Origin of the sequence: Acinetobacter sp. 1000160, assembly GCF_000588715.1 — a bacterium.
Lineage (GTDB): Bacteria > Pseudomonadota > Gammaproteobacteria > Pseudomonadales > Moraxellaceae > Acinetobacter > Acinetobacter courvalinii.
The window spans coordinates 243,825-262,264 of sequence record NZ_JFWP02000001.1 but is presented as its reverse complement, the minus strand read 5'-3'; the positions used below and the strand labels follow the sequence as shown (position 1 = coordinate 262,264).

Genomic DNA, 18,440 nt, shown 5'->3' with positions numbered 1-18,440 from the left:
TCGCTTTTAGAGAACTAGCTATGTCAGCATATACGATAATCTTTGCACCGATCACACAATCGACCCGCTCTGAACAGGTGGTTGAACGTTTGGAAAATGCGATTATCTCAGGACTGCTTAAAAGTCAGGAACAGCTTCCGAATGAAGCTGACCTAGCTCGTTTAATGGGTGTTTCGCCTATCACGGTACGTGAAGCGCTCACGACCTTGCGGGTAAAAGGCTTAATTGATACGCGACGTGGCCGAAATGGCGGAAGTTTTGTGTGTGAATTACCTGCCGATTTACGTCTAAGTCTGCATCCTTTACGTCAGGCCTCCAGTGAATATCTGGCTGATCTTGGTGAATTTCATAGTGCGATTTTAAGTCATAGTGCTTATCTGGCCTCACAAAGAACCACCGAAGATGAGCTGGCTAAAATCAAGGAAATGGTTGAACAATTTCATCAAGCCAGCGAAGCAGACATACGAGCGCAACTTGATTTACGCTGTCTGCTCACCCTGACCTCATTTGCCCAATCAGCGCGACTGGCCAATCAGGAACTTTCGATACAGGCAGAATGGGCCCCACTTATTGCTGTTTTGTACCAAGATGATGTCTTTCACCAAACAGTTGTAGATCAATACCATAAAATTTTGTCATCATTTACTCAGGGAAATGAGGATGAAGCAGTTCTCCAGGCGAGAAAAATCATCTCTATGCAAACGGATCAAATGCTCCAATACAAGTTATCAATCAATTAAAAACAATAAAAAAAGGGATATCTAAAAAGCATAGATCTCAAAAATATGGAATTTTAGGAGTTATCGGAATGACCCAACAGACACCCATACAAGAGCTTCAAACGCTGCTTGAGCAAGTCACTCAAGAGACTTCTACTCTGGCAGAACGTCTTGCCAACAAAGCGAGTCAGATTCTAGCCAAAGATAAAACAGCAAAGCTTAAAGACATCAAACTGTCTACCACTGAACGTAAACAACTGCAGCAGGAAATCAAGCTTGCCCTGCATCAAAGCCAGTATAGTCAAGGTATGGGCTTTGCCAGCTATAGTCCCGCAACAAGCACCGAGCAGGAATACTGGACACTGGAATGGTGGTATAAAAAAGAAAATCAATTACAGCAAGCACAGCTTGAAAACTACCAGAATGCCCAACGTTTTCTGGATTTCCGTACTTTTGAATGGTTCCAGCAACCTGCGAAAAATAAACAACCCTGTACTTATGGGCCTTATGTCGACTATATCTGCAATGGCGCTTATACCATTACCATGGCTCATCCTGTGATGATACAGAATCAGTTCGTTGGTGTTATTGCAATTGATGTACTGGTTTCTGCACTGGAAAAAGTGCTGCTTCCAAAACTAAAAAATATCAAACAAAAAGCCGCCATTACCAATAATATTGCCCGCGTCATTACCTCAAATGACATTAGTATCCGAACTGGAACACTTCTCAAGAACCTGACTCATACGTCTTTGAATAGCTTACCGAGTCAATCGCTCCAGTTAGTCATGATTTAGCGTTAATCAAACCTCAATTCAAGGTTTAACGCCTACGCTCCTCTAAATCTCTAATTTTTTGGCTTGCTACAACGAGCCAGGGGATTTTTTTGCCTAAAAATTACATGTGCTTTTCTGGATAGAAAACAACAATAGATCAGGTTGCAACATTATGGAACAACAATCTGCTTCATTTAAAAAACTCTCATTATGGCAAGTGACTGTGATCGGCATTGCTTATATGACCCCGATGACAGTATTTGATACCTTTGGCATTGTGTCAGGCATCACTCATGGTCATGTGCCCTTGGCTTATTTATTGGCATTGACCACCATGCTGCTGACAGCTTTTAGTTATGCACGATTTAGCAAACACTCTGAAAAAGCAGGTTCTGCCTATACCTACACCGCGGAAAGCATAGGACCGAAAAGTGGTTTGTTTGTCGGCTGGTGTACCTTACTCGACTATTTATTATTGCCTTTAATCAATGTCTTGCTGGCAGCCCTTTATTTAACCGCCCTCATTCCCAGTGTCCCGTACTGGTGTTGGGTCATGGTCTCGGCGGGTCTGGTCACCTTAGTCAATTGCTTCAGGATTCGTTTACTCGCCAACCTCAGTCTGATTTTTGTGTTTGCACCGATTATCCTGATGATCATTTTTGTGTATCTGGTGATTCAAGGCATTGGAAGCACACAAGGTTATGAATATGTACTGACCTTAAATCCTTTATGGACAGGCCCACAGGAGTTACTGCCGCTGGTTGCAGGCGCATCGGTACTGTGTTTTTCTTTTCTGGGTTTTGATGCGGTGACCACGCTGTCGAATGAAACCAAGAATCCCACCAAGACGATTCCTTATGCGGTTCTCCTGACCACACTTTTTGGTGGCATGATTTTCTTTAGCGCTTCCTGGTTCATTCAGCTGTATTATCCTACCAATGCACGTTTCCAACATCCGTCAGAAGCATTGCCAGAAATCGTACTTTATGTCGGCGGCGCACTATTTCAGTCAATTTTCCTGTGCGGACAGATTATGAATACGCTGGCTTCTGGTCTTGCCTCACATGCCAGTGCCTCTCGCTTACTCTACATCATGGGTAAAGATAATATTTTCCCTAAAAAGTATTTTGGCACGCTGCATGGCTCACTTGGCACTCCATTTTTCTCGGTGTTATTTGTTGGATTTATTTCTTTAAGTGCCATGTTTTTGAATCTGGCTCAAGTGATCAGCCTGATCAGCTTTGGTGCTCTGGTTGCCTTTACCGCTGTTAATTTGTCAGTCTTTGTCAGGTTTTACATTAAAGAAGGACAGCGTTCAGGATTTAGAAATAAATTTTTCAATCTTTTCCTACCACTACTCTCGGTCATTAGCATTGCCTGTCTGTGGATTAACCTTGATTCATCCGCCTTAAAATTTGGCAGTTTCTGGTTAGCGATGGGTGCTTTTCTGTTTATTTACAAAGTTCTCAGAAAACAAAAGATTCGCTTAAGCAATGCATATTGAATATCAACTTTAAATCTTAAAATGACCTATTCAATATGACGAAGGAGCTAAAAAGTTACTGATAAACTCGGTAACTTTTTACTGAGATACCACTCATATTTGCATACAATTTATGGACCATCATCGAGCTAATCTGGAGAATTATTGATTCGCTGATCTCTAAAATAAAAACATCTGAATACCTTAAACTCAAGCTAATGACTTAGGTACCGGGTTTAATCTGATGCTCCGACTGAAAATCCTGATAGGTTTTACGTTCAGATGAATCGGCTGTTAAGGGCTTAACCTCGGTCATGCTGTCTAAACAGCGCTGTGTCAGCTGGATATATTCTTGCGTACCTTTGATTTTCCATGCACGTTCCTGTTCTGATAAATCACGCGCAACCTTTGCAGGACTGCCCATAGCCAGTACATTGGCTGGAATATGATCCTTGGTTTTCACCAGACTATTGGCACCGATAATGCTGTTTTCACCAATCTCGGCATAGTCCAGTATCACACTGTTCATGCCGATCAAGGCATTCTTGCCAATACGGCAGCCATGCAAGGTCGTAGCATGACCAATATGTCCCATTTCTTCAATCAGGGTGACGCTTTGAGGAAAACCATGAATGATACAATTGTCCTGGACATTGGCATTTTGCTTGATATGGATCCGGCCAAAATCAGCGCGTAATGAGGCAAAAGGACCAATATAGACGCCGGCTTCAATGATGACATCACCAATCAACACTGCCGTCGGATGAACAAATGCATCAGGATGAACGACAGGAATTACCCCATCAATACTGTAACAAGGCATCAACCACTCTCTCATTATTTTGGCTCAAGCCACCAAAACGCCGCCAAAAATGTGCAGTCGCATTGGGCATAGGCCCTTCCGAGGTTGCCGCAACCGACAGGAAATAATCATCTGCAGCTTCAAAGACTTTTTTATAAATATTCATGGACAAAGTTCGTGCCTTGACTGCAGGCCAGTCTGTCGACAACAGCTCTAACGGCAAAGCAGGATCCTTGAGTAAAATCCGGCGATAATAATGAATCAGCAAGGTCCGGATCTGAAAGGCTTGAATCGGTTCAATACGTTCATCCTCTTGCATCAAGATTGCACCAATCTCCCGAAACATATCCAGAAATTGCAGGTAACGTTGACGCAACTCATCAATCGGCCAGTTGGTCTCTAACATACGGCTGATGGTGTCAGTCGAGTTATTAAATAACTGTAAGGTCTCAGCCTTAAACACCACCACCTGCTCGCTCATGTTGAGATCAACCAGCAGTTTTTGCAATTGCAGTCGATTCGAACCCGGGTACGCCATCAGGTTGGTCGAAATATTGGCAAAGCCCAGCCATTCCAGTTCTTTCTTGAGAAAAGCCTTATTGTCGGTATCCAGACTCGACATCAGGATCAGATCCCAACAATGATCCCATTCTTTCATCTGGTCATTATAAATCCGTTGCTCAGCCTGTAAGTATTTGAAACGGCTAGCATCTGTAATCCGGTAAAAACTGGTTCTACCAATTTTATCTGAACCCAACCATTCATTTTTGACCAAACGAAAAACCGAAGTCCTGACAGCACGATCATTAAAATTGAACAGCTCCATCAACTGGATCAAGCTGGCAAGACTAATATTACCGCCACGATGCAAGATTGAATCCCCAAAAATGGTTGTAATCAGAGACGTGCCACTTAAGGTTTCATTCTGGATGATCGAATCAATAATTTGCTGTAACTTTACACTCATAGGTTTATCTTGGCGTTTAGATTCAGGATATAGACGATACTATACCCTGAATGTTCATAATGTTAAGCAATCTGACGCATATCAATGACCCGTTTTGCCTTCCCTTCCGAGCGCGGCAAAGTCAGTTCATTCACCACTTCGACTGTCACGGAAATACCAATCATGGTTTTAATCCGCTGCATCAGTTGCTGGGCCAGTTGTTGTGCCTGCATGTCGCAGTTATGGCACATCTCGGTACGAATATGCAAGGTATCCATATGGCCTTGCTTGGCAACCAGAATTTCGTAGTTCGGTACCAGACTTGGAACTTGTAGAATCTGTTCTTCAATCTGGGTCGGGAATACATTTACGCCACGAATAATCAGCATGTCATCGCTACGTCCTACGATCTTGTCCATACGGCGCATCGCCAGATTTTGGCCTGCCAGCAAACGGGTCAAATCACGGGTACGGTAACGGATAATCGGCAAACCTTCTTTGGTAATGGTCGTAAATACCAGTTCACCCAGTTCGCCATCCTTACACACTTCACCAGTTTCAGGATTGATGATTTCAGGATAAAAATGATCTTCCCAGATGGTCAGCCCTTCGCCTTCATCCAGACATTGCATGGCGACACCCGGGCCCATAATCTCCGATAAGCCATAAATATCCAGTGCCTTGATATTCAGGCGCTCCTCAATCTCACGGCGTAACTCTTTAGACCAGGGTTCTGCACCAAAAATGCCCACCTTTAACGAGGTATTCCGCGCACTGCCTAACTGCTGCTCAAGTTTTTCAATAATACTGACACAATACGATGGTGTGACCATGATCGCGGTTGGTTTAAAGTCCTGAATCAGTTGTACCTGTTTCTCGGTCTGACCACCTGACATCGGAATCACGGTTGCACCCAAGCGTTCAGCACCATAATGTGCACCTAAACCACCGGTAAACAGGCCATAACCATAAGCCACCTGAATCATGTCCTTGGCACTCAAGCCCGCCATACGCAAGCAACGCGCCACAATATCCGACCAGGTATTGATATCCTTTTGGGTATAACCCACGACTGTTGGCTTTCCTGTGGTACCTGAAGATGCGTGTAAACGAACGATCTGCTCTTGCGGAACTGCAAACATGCCAAAGGGATAGTTATCACGTAAATCCTGTTTGGTGGTAAATGGAAACTTGGCCAAATCATCCAGTGTCACGAAATCATCGGGATGCACACCTGCATCATCAAACTTTTTCTTATAGACCGGACTATTGGCATAAACATAAGTCAATGTCTGTTTTAACCGTTGGGTTTGAAGCGCTCGCAACTCCGCAAGCGTCATTTTTTCTACGTCTTCTGTGATGAGGCTATCCACTGCCGTCTCTCCTGTTTCGTTATATTATTCGAACCGTTTCGTTTCAATTGAATTAAGCTATATTTTCTAAAATCAGGGCGACACCTTGCCCAACACCGACACACATGGTACAAAGCGCGTATTTACCTTGGCGTCTTTTCAGTTCTCTGGTTGCGGTCATCACCAAACGCGAGCCACTCATCCCAAGCGGATGGCCGAGTGCAATCGCGCCACCATTCGGATTAACACGCGTATCATCATCCTGAAGACCTAACTCTCGCATACAAGCTAATGACTGGGCGGCAAAAGCCTCGTTCAGCTCAATCACATCCATTTGATCCAGACTCAGACCCGTTTGTTTCAACAATTTTTGTACTGCAGGCACTGGTCCAATACCCATATATTTCGGTTCAACCCCGGCACTGCTCATCGCCACCACACGTGCCAACGGCTTTAAGCCATGTGTATCGGCAAACTGACGATTGGTCAGCAACACACACGCCGAGCCATCATTGACACCCGATGCATTACCCGCCGTCACCGAACCACCTTCTTTACGGAATGGAGCTTTCAGTTTTGCCAAGCTCTCCAGACTGGTATCGGCACGCGGATGCTCATCCTGTGAAAAGACAGTGATCTTCTTTTTACGATCGGCCAGTTCAACAGGCAGTATTTCACCCTCAAAAAAGCCGGCTTGTTGTGCCGCAGCCACTTTTTGTTGACTCCGAAGCGCAAATGCATCCTGATCCTGACGACTGATCTGGTACTTTTCAGCCACATGCTCAGCGGTTTCAGGCATGCTGTCCGTCCCATAGTCAGCTTTCATTTTTTTATTAATGAAACGCCAGCCAATGGTGGTATCAAAGATTTCAGGGCTACGACCAAAAGCCTCGGTTGGCTTGGCTTGCACAAAAGGTGCCCGACTCATCGACTCGACCCCGCCCGCCAGTACAAATTGTGATTCGCCCGATTTGATCGAACGTGCCGCCAAACCTACTGCATCCAGCCCTGAAGCACAAAGACGATTCACGGTCATGGCAGGAACCGCTTCTGGTAATCCCGCCAACAAGCTTGCCATACGTGCCACATTACGGTTATCTTCACCCGCCTGATTGGCACAACCTAAAAATACTTCATCTAAATCCTGCCACGGTAAATGTGCATGTTTTTCTTTTAAATGTTTGATAGGCAATGCCGCAAGATCATCGGTACGTACCGAGCTGAGCGCACCAGCATAGCGGCCAATCGGGGTGCGAATAAAATCACAAATTAACACGTCTTCCATGATCACTCCTTTTTATGCACATGCGGTTAAATCTTTTGAATCATCGAGCGCCAGGCTTTGTTGCTTTGCCACGTATTGCTTGAGATAAAGACTTGCACGATATTTTTCTTCGCCATAAATGGCATATAAATTATTGAGGGTTTGTAGCACATACGCTGCGCCCAGTTGCATCATCCATTGATACGGTCCCTTAGGATAATTGACCCCATATCGCATGGCATTATCAATATCTTCCATAGTGGCAATCCCGTGCAGGCTGGCCTCGCAGGCTTCATTGATCAGCAAGACAATGGTACGTAAAGTTAATAATGCAGGATGGTCTGTAATCCAGATCACATGAATCTGATATTGGGCAAAAAATGCCTCAACTTTTGCCAGATCATCGGCTTGGCATAACGGGTTATGACTCAGTACCACCGCTTGCGCCTGCACAAAATCATGATGCCAGTCCATCAATACCGTTTTACGGCTTAGATAGTTCAGGTGGGCAGATTCACCCTGACTTAAGCGCAGATCAATATCGTCTATCTGAATGATATTTTCTTCATGTTCAGTCCCGCTATTGAGTGCCAGGCGTGTGAATAACTCTGGTAACTGAGACCATGTACCTTTAACCTGTATCTGTGCTTGAAAAGGTGTGGTGCTCAGGGCTTGAGGTTGAAATGTCGAATACTGGTTTCTTGCATCGTAATGATAAAAACCTTGTTTTGATTTGCGTCCCCATGCGCCTGCATCGACCAGTTCTTTCTGAATCAGGCTTGGGCGGTAACGTGGCTCATAAAAGAACGCTTCATACACACTTTGGGTCACAGAAAAATTCACATCCTGCCCAATCAGATCGGTTAACTCACATGGCCCCATGGCAAAACCACCACACTGCTTTAAGGCATAGTCCAGCTGATCATAGCTGGTGACCTGTTCTTGCAAGGCACGAAACGCTTCTGCATAAAATGGACGGGCAATCCGGTTCACAATAAAACCAGGGGTTGATTTGGTCAGCACCGGGATTTTTTTCCAAACCAGCATCAAGGCTTTTAAGGCCTGACATAAGGCAACTGGCGTTTTTAAACCTTGGACAATTTCGACCAACTTCATTACTGGTGCAGGATTGAAAAAATGTAAACCCACCACACGTTCAGGCTGTGGAATCCCTGCTGCAATGGCAGTGACTGAGATTGAAGAGGTATTAGTGGCAAAAATAGTCTGTTCACTACAAATGCTTGCAAGCTGTTGAAACAATGCCTGCTTGACCTCCAGTTTTTCAACCACGGCCTCAATCACTAGATCCACATTTGCTAAATCGTCTATACCGTTGGCAATGCTTAGACGGGAACATGCCTGCTGAACCTGCTCATGCGTTAACTTGCCTTTTTCAACCAGTTTGGCAAAAGTCTGATGTAATCCATCAACCGCCTGCTGAGCCTTTTCGCGATCGAGATCATACAGAATCGTAGCGTGACCATTAATGATCGCCAACTGGGCAATCCCAACTCCCATGGTCCCCGAGCCAATCACGGCGATTTTGGCATGGGATAAATCGAAACTCATCATGCTTAACGCCCCTGAAAATTTGGCTCGCGCTTATTCATAAAGGCTTGAACCCCTTCACGATAATCTTCCGAACGCCCAGCAATACGCTGAAAATCACGTTCTAAATGCATTTGTTCATCAAAGCTATGGTTACTGGATTGATGCAGCGCTTTTTTGATCAGTGACAGACCAAAAGTCGGTTGCTTGGCAAGACGTTCCGCCAGCTCTGTGACCTTGCTTTTTAATTCACTATCTTCAGCGACATCCCAGATCATGCCCCATTCTTTGGCAGTTTCAGCAGGCAATTTATCACCCAGCAACGCGAGCCCCATAGCACGCGCATGACCGACTGCACGTGGCAGGAACCAGGTTCCGCCCGAATCAGGTACCAGACCTAAACGGCAAAAGGCTTGCACAAAGTTGGCAGATTTGGCGGCAATCACCAGATCGCAGGCCAAGGCGATATTTGCTCCGGCCCCCGCCGCCACGCCATTTACGGCACAGATCACGGGCTTCGGCATATTCACAAGGGTTCTAATCAGCGGGTTATAGTAAGTTTCAATCGAATATCCCAGATCGGGTGCCGCAGCGTTCGGATCAACGACACGATCCCCCAAATCCTGTCCTGCGCAGAAACCACGGCCTTCACCGCTGATCACAATACAGCGAACCTCCGGTTTTTTCGCCCAGAGATTCAAAACTTCTGCGACTTCTCGGTGCATGTCTACATTAAAGCTATTCAAGGCCTGTGGACGGTTAAAGGTTAAGTAACCCACCGCATTTTTTTCTTCCACGATAATATTGTTATAGTCCATTTTTACTCACCTCTAAAAACTGGTTTTCTTTTTTCAAAAAATGCATTAATGCCTTCATTTCGATCTTTGGTGGCTGCCAACCAGACAAAGTTTTGCCGTTCGGATTTCAGTCCCTGACTTAATGTGGTTTCATGGATACTTTTGATCGATTGCTTGATCACCCGAATTGCCAAAGGTGCCTGCTTGGCAATCTTGCTTGCCAGTTGAATGGCATATTCCACGGTAAGCGCAGCCGGTACCACTTCACTACAGATGCCATGTTGCTGTGCCTGCTGAGCTGGGATCATTTCACCCGTCATGGCCCAGCGCATGGTCAGTTGCTGTCCCACCAGACGGCCTAAACGCTGTGTTCCGCCCGCACCGGGTAACATGCCTAAGCCAATTTCCGGCAAGGCAAATTTGGCATTGTCACCACAAATCACCATGTCCGAATGCAACACCAGTTCAAATCCTGCACCCAAGGCATAACCATTCACTGCTGCAATGATAGGTTTGCTAAAACTGTCAATTTTTTGCCACAGCTTTGGACGAATATCGAGTTGTAAGGACACCGCATCCATTGCCGCTAACTCGCTCAGGTCTGCACCCGCAGCAAAACAATTGCTATTGCCGGTTAGCACAACCACTTTCACTTGGGCATCGTGTTCAGCCTGTTCCAGCAAATCACATAGATACTGTAAGGTGGCATTATTCAAGGCATTGCGTTTTTCTGGACGATTCAAGCTCAACAGCCTGACACCATCCGTCGGTGTTTCCACCTGAATCAATGTTTGCATCACTGTTACTCTACTCATCAAAGCTCAAACGCACATTTGCGCCTTTGGGTAAGGTCTGGCAGCTCAGCACATAGCCTTTTTCCACCTCATCCTGTTCAAGGCTATAATTCAAGAACATATCCACTTCACCTGACAGTACCTTGCAGCGACAGGTTGCGCAGACGCCACCTTTGCAGGCATAAGGCAAATCCGCACCTGCACGTAAGGCAGCATCCAGAATACTTTCGTCTTCTTGTCCAACCGCAACAATCAACTCTCGTCCATCGAGTACGATATTGACTTTTTCTTCCTTACGATTGGCATCGACTTCCGCTGACCGTTTACGGACATGCCCGGTATTAAAACGCTCGGTATGAATGCGTTCTTTAGCCACCCCGTAATCCGGTAAGAGACGTTCAACCGTGTCCATCATTTCATCAGGACCACAGGCAAAGACATGGTCAAAGTCTGGTTCTAACACGTCATGTTCAAATAACTGCTTGAGCTTGTCTTCATCAATCCGGCCATTCAGTAACTCGCTGTCATTGAATTCCCGAGAGAAAATATTGATGAGCTGAAAACGTTCTTTAAACTGGTCTTTCAGGTCCATGATCTGCTCGGCAAACATGGTCTGTTTCCACGAACGATTGCCATATAACAAGGTGAAATTCGCCGAGTCTTGCTCGAACAGCACCTGTTTGATAATCGATAGGATCGGAGTAATGCCACTGCCCGCAGCAATCCCTAAATACGCCTGACCGCCGGTTCGCGCCGCTTTCTGAAAAAACACCCCTTGCGGTGGCATCACTTCCAGCACATCACCTACTTTTAAATGTTCATTGGCCCAGTTGGAAAATTGGCCCTGCTCAATCTTTTTCACAGCAATGCTGATGTCTTCTTTTGGTGCATAACTACAGATTGAATAGCATCGGCGAATTTCCCCAGCTTCAGTTAAATGGCGAATAGTGAGATGCTGCCCTGGCTGAAATTGAAACTGTTGCTGTTGTTCTACGGCCAGATCAAAGGCAATACAAATCGCCTGATCAGTCTGTGGTGTAATTGTTTTTACTTTTAATGGAATAAATTGGCTCATGGCTGATTTCCTTATCCAAGACTTTAAATACATTTAAAATAATCAAAGGGTTCAAGGCAGTCCTGACATTTGTACAAGGCTTTGCAAGCGGTGGAGCTGAACTCGGTTAACAGTCGGGTTTTACGACTTTTGCAATGGGGACAAACCACACCATCGCTCAGATGTACATGCGTTCCGCATTGCTGTGCCGTACCTTCTGGTGGAGCAATGCCATAGGCTTGCAGTTTCTGTTTGCCAGCGTCCGACATCCAGTCCGTGGTCCATGCTTCTGATAAATCAATGATGACTTTTGCGGGAATCAAATCTTCTGCTGTCAGTGCTTCGACAATCTGTACTTTTAACAAGTCAGTAGCTGGACAACCGCTGTAAGTTGGTGTCAATCGAACAATAATTTCTTGCTGTTCATTCAACTCCACGCCACGGATCATGCCCAAATCCACCACCGACAGCACTGGAATCTCTGGATCGCTGACCTTGTGTAAAACATCCCAACATTGGTCAATACAATGACGAATCATATGCATGGCGACACTCCTTGCCTTACCAAGTCATTTCAGGATAACTACGTTGAATGGATTGCATTTCAGCCAGCAGATAACCCAGATGCTCGGTATGCAAGCCCTGCTTGGCTCCACGGCGGTAGGCACCATTTGCAGGAATGCTCAATTCAAAACGCTTCAGTTCTGCTGCGACGACCTGATCCCATTGCGCTTTTTCACTGGATACATCAGGAATGATGCCTTGTTCAACCAGTACCTGTTCTTCCGCCGTGAGTTCGAACAGTTCAGCGCTAAAGCGCCACAAGTTGTCTAATGCCTGTTGTACACGTTGATGCGCCTCTGCTGTGCTGAGACTTAAACGCTCCATCCAGCTGGTGGAGAAACGAATGTGATACTTGGCTTCTTTTAAGGATTTCACCGCCAATGCAGCAACTTCTGGCGTTGCCGATTCAGCTAAAGCGGTTAATAACAGCACATGGTAATGATCCATTAACCATTGACGCACGATGGTTTGCGCAAAATCACCATTCGGTTGTTCGCATAATAGTAAGTTCAGAAACTCACGTTCATTACGGAAATAGGCCAACTGGTCTTCATCACGCTTTTCGGCTTCATATTGCCCTGCCAAGGTCAGGAAATTTCGGGATTGACCGAGCAAATCCAGACCAATATTGGCCAATGCAATATCAATTTCCAGTTCAGGCGCATGACCACACCACTCGGCTAGACGTTGTGCCAACACCAGTTGGCTGTCGCCGATATGTAATAAAAACTTAGATAAAGCGATATTGTTCATTTGCATACTCCCTTACATGTGCTCAATGCCATCAGGGATATGGTAGAACGTCGGATGACGATAGACTTTGTCCAGTGCAGGTTCAAAAAACTCGGCTTTTTCATCCGGTTGTGATGATTTGATTAGTTCTGAACGAACCACCCAGATACTGATGCCTTCATTGCGACGGGTATACACATCACGTGCATGTTGCAGTGCAATCTCGTCATCAGGCGCTCTTAAACTACCCACATGACGATGGCTTAAACCCTGTTTACTCCGCACGAACACTTCATAAAGCGACCAATTGTTCTTATTTTCCATTACGATATCCTTAAATTTTTCCATCAATTCTGTTTTAAGCGACTTTACTGACTTGGTTTTGCTGTTTTTTGGCGTAGACCACGGCTGCATCACGCACCCACTTGCCATTTTCCCAAGCCTTACGGCGTGCCTCGATCCGTTCATGATTGCAAGGCCCACGACCCGCAATCACTTCATTAAACTCTTGCCAGTCAATCTCGCCATAGCTGTAATGACCGGTTGCTTCATTCCATTTCAAGTCAGGATCAGGCACTGTTAGGCCAAGCTGTAATACTTGTGGCACAGTGTTATCGACAAACTTCTGGCGCAATTCATCATTGCTAAAGCGCTTGATTCCCCATGCCATACTTTGTGCGCTATTTGGAGAATGCTCATCACTTGGGCCAAACATCATTAAAGCAGGCCACCAGAAACGGTTCACCGCATCTTGCGCCATTTGTTTTTGTTCTGGTGAACCAGCGGCCAATGCCATCATGGCTTCAAAACCCTGACGTTGATGGAAACTTTCTTCTTTACAGATCCGCACCATGGCACGCGCATACGGCCCATAAGAAGTACGACATAGGGCCACCTGATTGACAATTGCAGCACCATCCACCAACCAGCCAATCGCCGCGACATCAGCCCAGCTCACCGTTGGATAATTAAAGATCGATGAATATTTCATTTTCCCATCAATCAGTTTTTCCATCATCTCATCACGGTCTGCACCCAGGGTTTCAGCCGCACTGTAAAGATAGAGACCATGTCCTGCCTCATCCTGGACTTTCGCCAGTAATACCGCTTTACGTTTTAAGGTCGGTGCACGAGTAATCCAGTTACCTTCTGGCAGCATGCCGACAATTTCCGAATGACCGTGTTGTCCAATCTGGCGAATCAAGGTTTTACGATAGGCCTCAGGCATTTCATCCTTGGCTTCGATGGTGATGTCATTGGCAATATTGTGCTCAAATTTCTGATAATTATTTTCCATATGTCAATTCCTTGAGGATTTCATCCATGAATCTATTTTTCGATACACACAAAACAAAGTCAATCAATATTTTTGTATCAAATTAAAATCAACCATGAAATCAAATTCAAAATATTGATTTATTTAATTTTAATTATATTATTAAAAATTTTATTTCGACTTTAAAACAAAATAAGGTTGACTTTTAACGCGTTCAATATGAAATTATGAATCATATTTTTAATATTTCTAGAATTGATGTATCACATAAAAATGGAGTTTGATCATGCTTGAACAAGCACACCAAGAAGAAACAGCCAAGGATATTGATGAACAAAGCTCAAGCCAGCCATTAACCAGACTGGCGTCTTATGTCTATGGAATCTGGCATTCCAGCCACGAAGATACGCGTACTGTTATCCATGCGATTACGGGTGCGCCGATCTATACCGTCAGCAGTCATGGCATCGACATGCAGCAAGTGGTCAAGTATGCCAAGCAAAATGGTACTGAACTGGCAAACTGGACTTTTCATCAACGTGCCCATGCCTTAAAACAAATTGCCCAGCATTTACTTGAACAAAAAGAACAGTTCTACGGCCTGGCGCATGCCACTGGTGCAACCCGTAAAGATGCCTGGATTGATATCGAAGGCGGGATTCAGACCTTATTCGCCTATTCAAGCCTAGTGCGCCGTGAACTCAATGATGAAAAAATCATTACTGAAGATAGCTGGATTCAGCTCTCTAAAAACGGCACTTTTGGTGCCAAGCATATTTTAAGCCCTAAAGCTGGTGTTGCTGTTCATATCGATGCCTTTAACTTCCCGATCTGGGGCATGCTGGAAAAAATTGCACCAACCTTATTGGCTGGCGTGCCATGTATTGTCAAACCCGCGACTGAGGGTGCCCAACTGACCCAAGCGGTTGTTGAGGCGATTGTTGCAACAGGTATCTTACCCAAAGGTTCACTACAACTGATCTGTGGTCAAATTAATGATCTATTTGATTATTTAGGCCCGCAGGACTGTGTGACCTTTACCGGCTCGGCCTATACCGGGCAAAAGCTGCGTAATCATCCGCATTTAAACAAATATTCAATTCCATTCAGCATGGAAGCAGATTCAGTCAATAGCGCGATTCTCAGTCCAGAAGCGAATGAAGCAACGCTAGACCTGTTTGTACGCGAAGTATTTCGTGAAATGACCACCAAAGCTGGACAAAAATGTACTGCCATTCGCCGTGCCTTTGTTCCTCATGCTCTGCTTGAACAAGTCCAGCAAAAACTGAGCGCTAAACTGGCAAAAGTCGTGGTGGGTGATCCACAAAAACCGGATACGACGATGGGCGCATTGGCCAGCCCGAAACAAAAGCTTGATGTGGCAGCCAAAGTGGCTGAACTGGCAAAAGAAGCCCAAATTGTATTTGGTGGAGATAGCGCATTCAAATTTAATGCGGACCATCCAGAAAAAGGTGCCTTCTTTCCACCAACACTCTTACGATGCGAAAAACCATTAGAAGCCGTCTCAGTGCATACCACGGAAGCATTCGGCCCGGTATGTACCTTGATGCCTTATCAATCCATCGACGAACTGGCTGATCTGGTGGCTCGTGGTGAAGGCAGTCTGGTGGCCTCAGTAGTAAAAAATGCGGATGAAAATATTGAACAGATCATCCAGAAAATTGCGCCATGGCACGGGCGTGTCCATATTCTGGATGAAGAATCAGCCAAAGAAAGTACCGGACATGGTTCTCCACTGCCGCATCTCGTTCACGGTGGACCTGGTCGTGCTGGTGGCGGTGAAGAACTGGGTGGCATCCGTGCAGTCAAACACTATATGCAACGTACCGCAATTCAAGGTTCACCTAATAGCCTGACTCAGGTCACCCATTCATGGACCGCAGGTGCAAATATCAATCAAGACCGCGTTCATCCATTCAAAAAATCATTTGATGAGCTGGTGATTGGCGAGCGTTTACTGACTGCACGCCGTACTGTAACTGAAGCAGATATTGTGAATTTCGCCTGCCTCAGCGGTGACTATTTTTATGCTCATACCGATAAAATTGCTGCGGCTGATTCGTTCTTTGGTGAGCGTGTCGCCCATGGTTATTTCATTGTCTCAGCAGCAGCGGGATTATTTGTCGATGCCGCCCAAGGTCCTGTGATTGCCAATTATGGTATGGACAACTTACGTTTTGTTGAGCCGGTTAAAATTGGTGATTCGATTCGTGTTGAACTGACCTGTAAGCAGAAAACACCTAAACCGCAAAAAGATCCATCTCAACCTGAACACGGCGTTGTGGTCTGGGATATCAAGGTAAAAAATCAACGAGATGAATTGGTGGCAACCTATGATATTTTAACTTTGGTTGCCCGCGCAGCTTAAAATTAGTGCTTGATGGATACCCCTTAACGATCCATCAAGGCCTTTCAAAATAGGCTATGTTCACCCTCAGTTTAATGCAGGAAAATCCATGAGCGCTTATATCATTTTGATTCGTAAAGAATTAAAAAATAAAGATGAAATGAAAACCTACACCACTTTGGCACGCCAGGCCAGTCAAGGTTTTTCAGCTGAACCGATTGTTTTTTATGGACAAGCGATTGCTCTGGAAAATATTGAAAGCGACGGCGTTGCCATCATTAAATTTGGCACGATGCAGGAAGCACAGGACTGGTATCACAGCGATGCCTATCAGCAAGCCAAAAAGCATCGTGATTTGGCAGGTGAATATATCGTCATATTAACCGAAGGTCTGGATTAAACCCTAACCAAGCAATAACGGATTGAATCGACTGAACAATAAAGCGATTCAGGCTGACTCAATCCCCTGTCATTTAAGTCAATTTTATAAAAAATTATTTTCTTCCTGTTTTTTTTAAATAATAAAAAACAACTACATAAATAACATTAAAGTCTCATTTTACCCTTTATCTTTCTCCACTTCCCCCGTCACACAAGACATAGTCTTTTAAGCTTGGGCATGTCAGCATAAATTTACAACCATCCTCCAGGATATAACCATGTCAAACATGATGAATAAGGCTCAAGGGTTTGGGCTATCTTTGATCACCAAACTCGCAGGAAGCGAAATGCTTGATCAACTCAAATTAAGAAAATTTGTAGAAAAATCATTATATCAGGGTTCAAAAACAGGCTTTAAGGTACTCAATAAAACACAAAAAGCATTTAAGCCGCAACCACTCGACAAACAACGTCTCCCCAACCAGACCAACAAGAATCTGTTTGATCTGAGCCTGACTGAAGAACAGCAAATGACGGTTGACGCGATGTCACAATTTGCTGAAGAAGTCCTATACAGCTTGGCGCATGAGGCAGATCATCAGGCCCAGTTCCCTGAACAGTTGTGGCAACATCTGGTTGATTTAGGACTTAACTATTACGCTTTGCCAGAGGCATTGGGCGGTGTGGCAGCAGAACAAAACATTGTCAGCAATATCCTGATCGCAGAAAATCTGGCTAAAGGTGATTTCAGTTTAACCGCAGGTTTGCTCAGTACCTTTAGTGTTATCAATGCAATCACCCGCTGGGGCTCAACCCAAGTGCAATCGATGTATTTACCTGTGTTTGCAGAAGATACTGATGTTACGGCGACTTTCGCATTTCAGGAGGCAACTCCGGCTTTTAACCCATACCAGTTAAAAACTACGGCAACTGAGGCCAATGGGCAGTTCTATATCACCGGTGAAAAAAGCTTGGTCATTTTAGGTGACATTGCTGATGTGTTCTTGGTCAGTGCGGAGTTCAACGGTCAACCTGATATTTTTGTGGTGCAATCCAATGAAACAATTGCCATCAAAGCCAACCCTGCAATGGGCCTAAAAGCCGCTGAAACGGCGACGCTGCAATTCAATCAGACCCCGGCATTACGCTTAGGCGATGCTGATTTTGATTACACTGCCTTTGTTGATCTGGGCAACCTGATGTGGTGTGCCATGGCAATTGGCACATGCGAAGCAATCAAAGCCTACTGTATTAAATATGCCAATGAACGTACTGCCTTCGGTGAACCTATTTCGCATCGTCAAAGTGTGGCCTTTATGATCGCAGATATGGCGATTGAAATTGATGCCATGCGCATGCTGGTGCTCAATGCTGCAAGTTTGGCTGAGGCTGGTCAACCTTTCCATCGTGAAGCCTATCTGGCACGTCTGCTCTGTGCTGAAAAATCAATGAAAATCGGAACGGATGGCGTTCAGATTCTAGGTGGTCATGGCTTTACCAAAGAGCATCCTGTTGAGCGTTGGTATCGTGACCTGCGTGCGACTGCAATCCTGCATTCTGGCCTACATGCTTAATTTTGGAGAA

18 protein-coding genes are annotated in these 18,440 nt (G+C 45.1%); 6 read left to right on the top strand and 12 right to left on the bottom strand.

Going from position 1 to position 18,440, the window contains the following annotated elements:
- The first annotated feature begins 20 nt into the window (after positions 1 to 20).
- The 3 genes from J699_RS17020 (at position 21) to J699_RS17030 (ending at position 2,999) form a co-directional block, all read left to right on the top strand.
- Positions 21 to 740: a FadR/GntR family transcriptional regulator gene (locus J699_RS17020; protein WP_032869108.1), complete on the top strand. Its 720-nt coding sequence runs from the start codon at positions 21 to 23 to the stop codon at positions 738 to 740.
- A gap of 68 nt (positions 741 to 808) precedes the next feature.
- Positions 809 to 1,516 (top strand): cache domain-containing protein, encoded by a 708-nt coding sequence (locus J699_RS17025; protein ID WP_032869107.1) that lies wholly within the window; start codon positions 809 to 811, stop codon positions 1,514 to 1,516.
- A gap of 151 nt (positions 1,517 to 1,667) precedes the next feature.
- On the top strand, positions 1,668 to 2,999 hold the full coding sequence (locus tag J699_RS17030; protein WP_032869106.1) for an APC family permease: 1,332 nt from the start codon (positions 1,668 to 1,670) through the stop codon (positions 2,997 to 2,999).
- Positions 3,000 to 3,201: 202 nt separating this feature from the next.
- Here the strand turns inward: J699_RS17030 and J699_RS17035 are convergent, their stop codons facing one another.
- The 12 genes from J699_RS17035 to paaA all read right to left on the bottom strand — a co-directional run bounded on the left by J699_RS17035 (position 3,202) and on the right by paaA (position 14,128).
- Complete coding sequence (locus J699_RS17035; RefSeq protein WP_032869105.1) at positions 3,202 to 3,801, bottom strand: carbonic anhydrase; 600 nt, start codon at positions 3,799 to 3,801, stop codon at positions 3,202 to 3,204.
- Positions 3,782 to 4,747 carry a PaaX family transcriptional regulator C-terminal domain-containing protein gene (locus J699_RS17040; protein ID WP_032869103.1) on the bottom strand — a complete coding sequence of 322 codons (966 nt, stop codon included), beginning with the start codon at positions 4,745 to 4,747 and terminating at the stop codon, positions 3,782 to 3,784. The genes J699_RS17035 and J699_RS17040 overlap by 20 nt, the downstream gene beginning before the upstream one ends.
- Positions 4,748 to 4,809: 62 nt before the next feature.
- On the bottom strand, positions 4,810 to 6,099 hold the full coding sequence (gene paaK, locus J699_RS17045) for a phenylacetate--CoA ligase PaaK (protein ID WP_032869101.1): 1,290 nt from the start codon (positions 6,097 to 6,099) through the stop codon (positions 4,810 to 4,812).
- A gap of 52 nt (positions 6,100 to 6,151) precedes the next feature.
- Positions 6,152 to 7,363, bottom strand: a complete 1,212-nt coding sequence (pcaF, locus tag J699_RS17050) for a 3-oxoadipyl-CoA thiolase (protein WP_032882671.1) — start codon at positions 7,361 to 7,363, stop codon at positions 6,152 to 6,154.
- A 12-nt stretch (positions 7,364 to 7,375) separates the two neighbouring features.
- Positions 7,376 to 8,914: a 3-hydroxyacyl-CoA dehydrogenase gene (locus J699_RS17055; protein WP_032869097.1), complete on the bottom strand. Its 1,539-nt coding sequence runs from the start codon at positions 8,912 to 8,914 to the stop codon at positions 7,376 to 7,378.
- Between the two features lie 2 nt (positions 8,915 to 8,916).
- Positions 8,917 to 9,708, bottom strand: coding sequence for a 2-(1,2-epoxy-1,2-dihydrophenyl)acetyl-CoA isomerase PaaG (gene paaG / locus J699_RS17060; RefSeq protein ID WP_032869095.1), 792 nt, complete (start codon positions 9,706 to 9,708; stop codon positions 8,917 to 8,919).
- Positions 9,709 to 9,710: 2 nt separating this feature from the next.
- Positions 9,711 to 10,484 carry an enoyl-CoA hydratase-related protein gene (locus J699_RS17065; RefSeq protein WP_032869093.1) on the bottom strand — a complete coding sequence of 258 codons (774 nt, stop codon included), beginning with the start codon at positions 10,482 to 10,484 and terminating at the stop codon, positions 9,711 to 9,713.
- Positions 10,485 to 10,494: 10 nt separating this feature from the next.
- On the bottom strand, positions 10,495 to 11,556 hold the full coding sequence (gene paaE / locus J699_RS17070; RefSeq protein ID WP_032869091.1) for a 1,2-phenylacetyl-CoA epoxidase subunit PaaE: 1,062 nt from the start codon (positions 11,554 to 11,556) through the stop codon (positions 10,495 to 10,497).
- A gap of 23 nt (positions 11,557 to 11,579) precedes the next feature.
- Positions 11,580 to 12,080, bottom strand: coding sequence for a 1,2-phenylacetyl-CoA epoxidase subunit PaaD (paaD, locus tag J699_RS17075; protein ID WP_032869089.1), 501 nt, complete (start codon positions 12,078 to 12,080; stop codon positions 11,580 to 11,582).
- A 16-nt stretch (positions 12,081 to 12,096) separates the two neighbouring features.
- Positions 12,097 to 12,852 (bottom strand): 1,2-phenylacetyl-CoA epoxidase subunit PaaC, encoded by a 756-nt coding sequence (gene paaC / locus J699_RS17080; RefSeq protein ID WP_032869236.1) that lies wholly within the window; start codon positions 12,850 to 12,852, stop codon positions 12,097 to 12,099.
- 12 nt (positions 12,853 to 12,864) lie between these two features.
- Complete coding sequence (gene paaB / locus J699_RS17085; protein WP_005230234.1) at positions 12,865 to 13,155, bottom strand: 1,2-phenylacetyl-CoA epoxidase subunit PaaB; 291 nt, start codon at positions 13,153 to 13,155, stop codon at positions 12,865 to 12,867.
- A gap of 34 nt (positions 13,156 to 13,189) precedes the next feature.
- Positions 13,190 to 14,128: a 1,2-phenylacetyl-CoA epoxidase subunit PaaA gene (gene paaA, locus J699_RS17090; protein WP_032869088.1), complete on the bottom strand. Its 939-nt coding sequence runs from the start codon at positions 14,126 to 14,128 to the stop codon at positions 13,190 to 13,192.
- Between the two features lie 265 nt (positions 14,129 to 14,393).
- Here paaA and paaZ point away from each other — a divergent pair, with 265 nt between their 5' ends.
- The 3 genes from paaZ to J699_RS17105 all read left to right on the top strand — a co-directional run bounded on the left by paaZ (position 14,394) and on the right by J699_RS17105 (position 18,430).
- Positions 14,394 to 16,496: a phenylacetic acid degradation bifunctional protein PaaZ gene (gene paaZ, locus J699_RS17095; protein WP_032869087.1), complete on the top strand. Its 2,103-nt coding sequence runs from the start codon at positions 14,394 to 14,396 to the stop codon at positions 16,494 to 16,496.
- A gap of 88 nt (positions 16,497 to 16,584) precedes the next feature.
- Complete coding sequence (locus J699_RS17100) at positions 16,585 to 16,875, top strand: DUF1330 domain-containing protein (RefSeq protein ID WP_032869086.1); 291 nt, start codon at positions 16,585 to 16,587, stop codon at positions 16,873 to 16,875.
- A 268-nt stretch (positions 16,876 to 17,143) separates the two neighbouring features.
- Positions 17,144 to 18,430, top strand: a complete 1,287-nt coding sequence (locus J699_RS17105) for an acyl-CoA dehydrogenase family protein (protein ID WP_171070866.1) — start codon at positions 17,144 to 17,146, stop codon at positions 18,428 to 18,430.
- Positions 18,431 to 18,440: the final 10 nt, after the last annotated feature.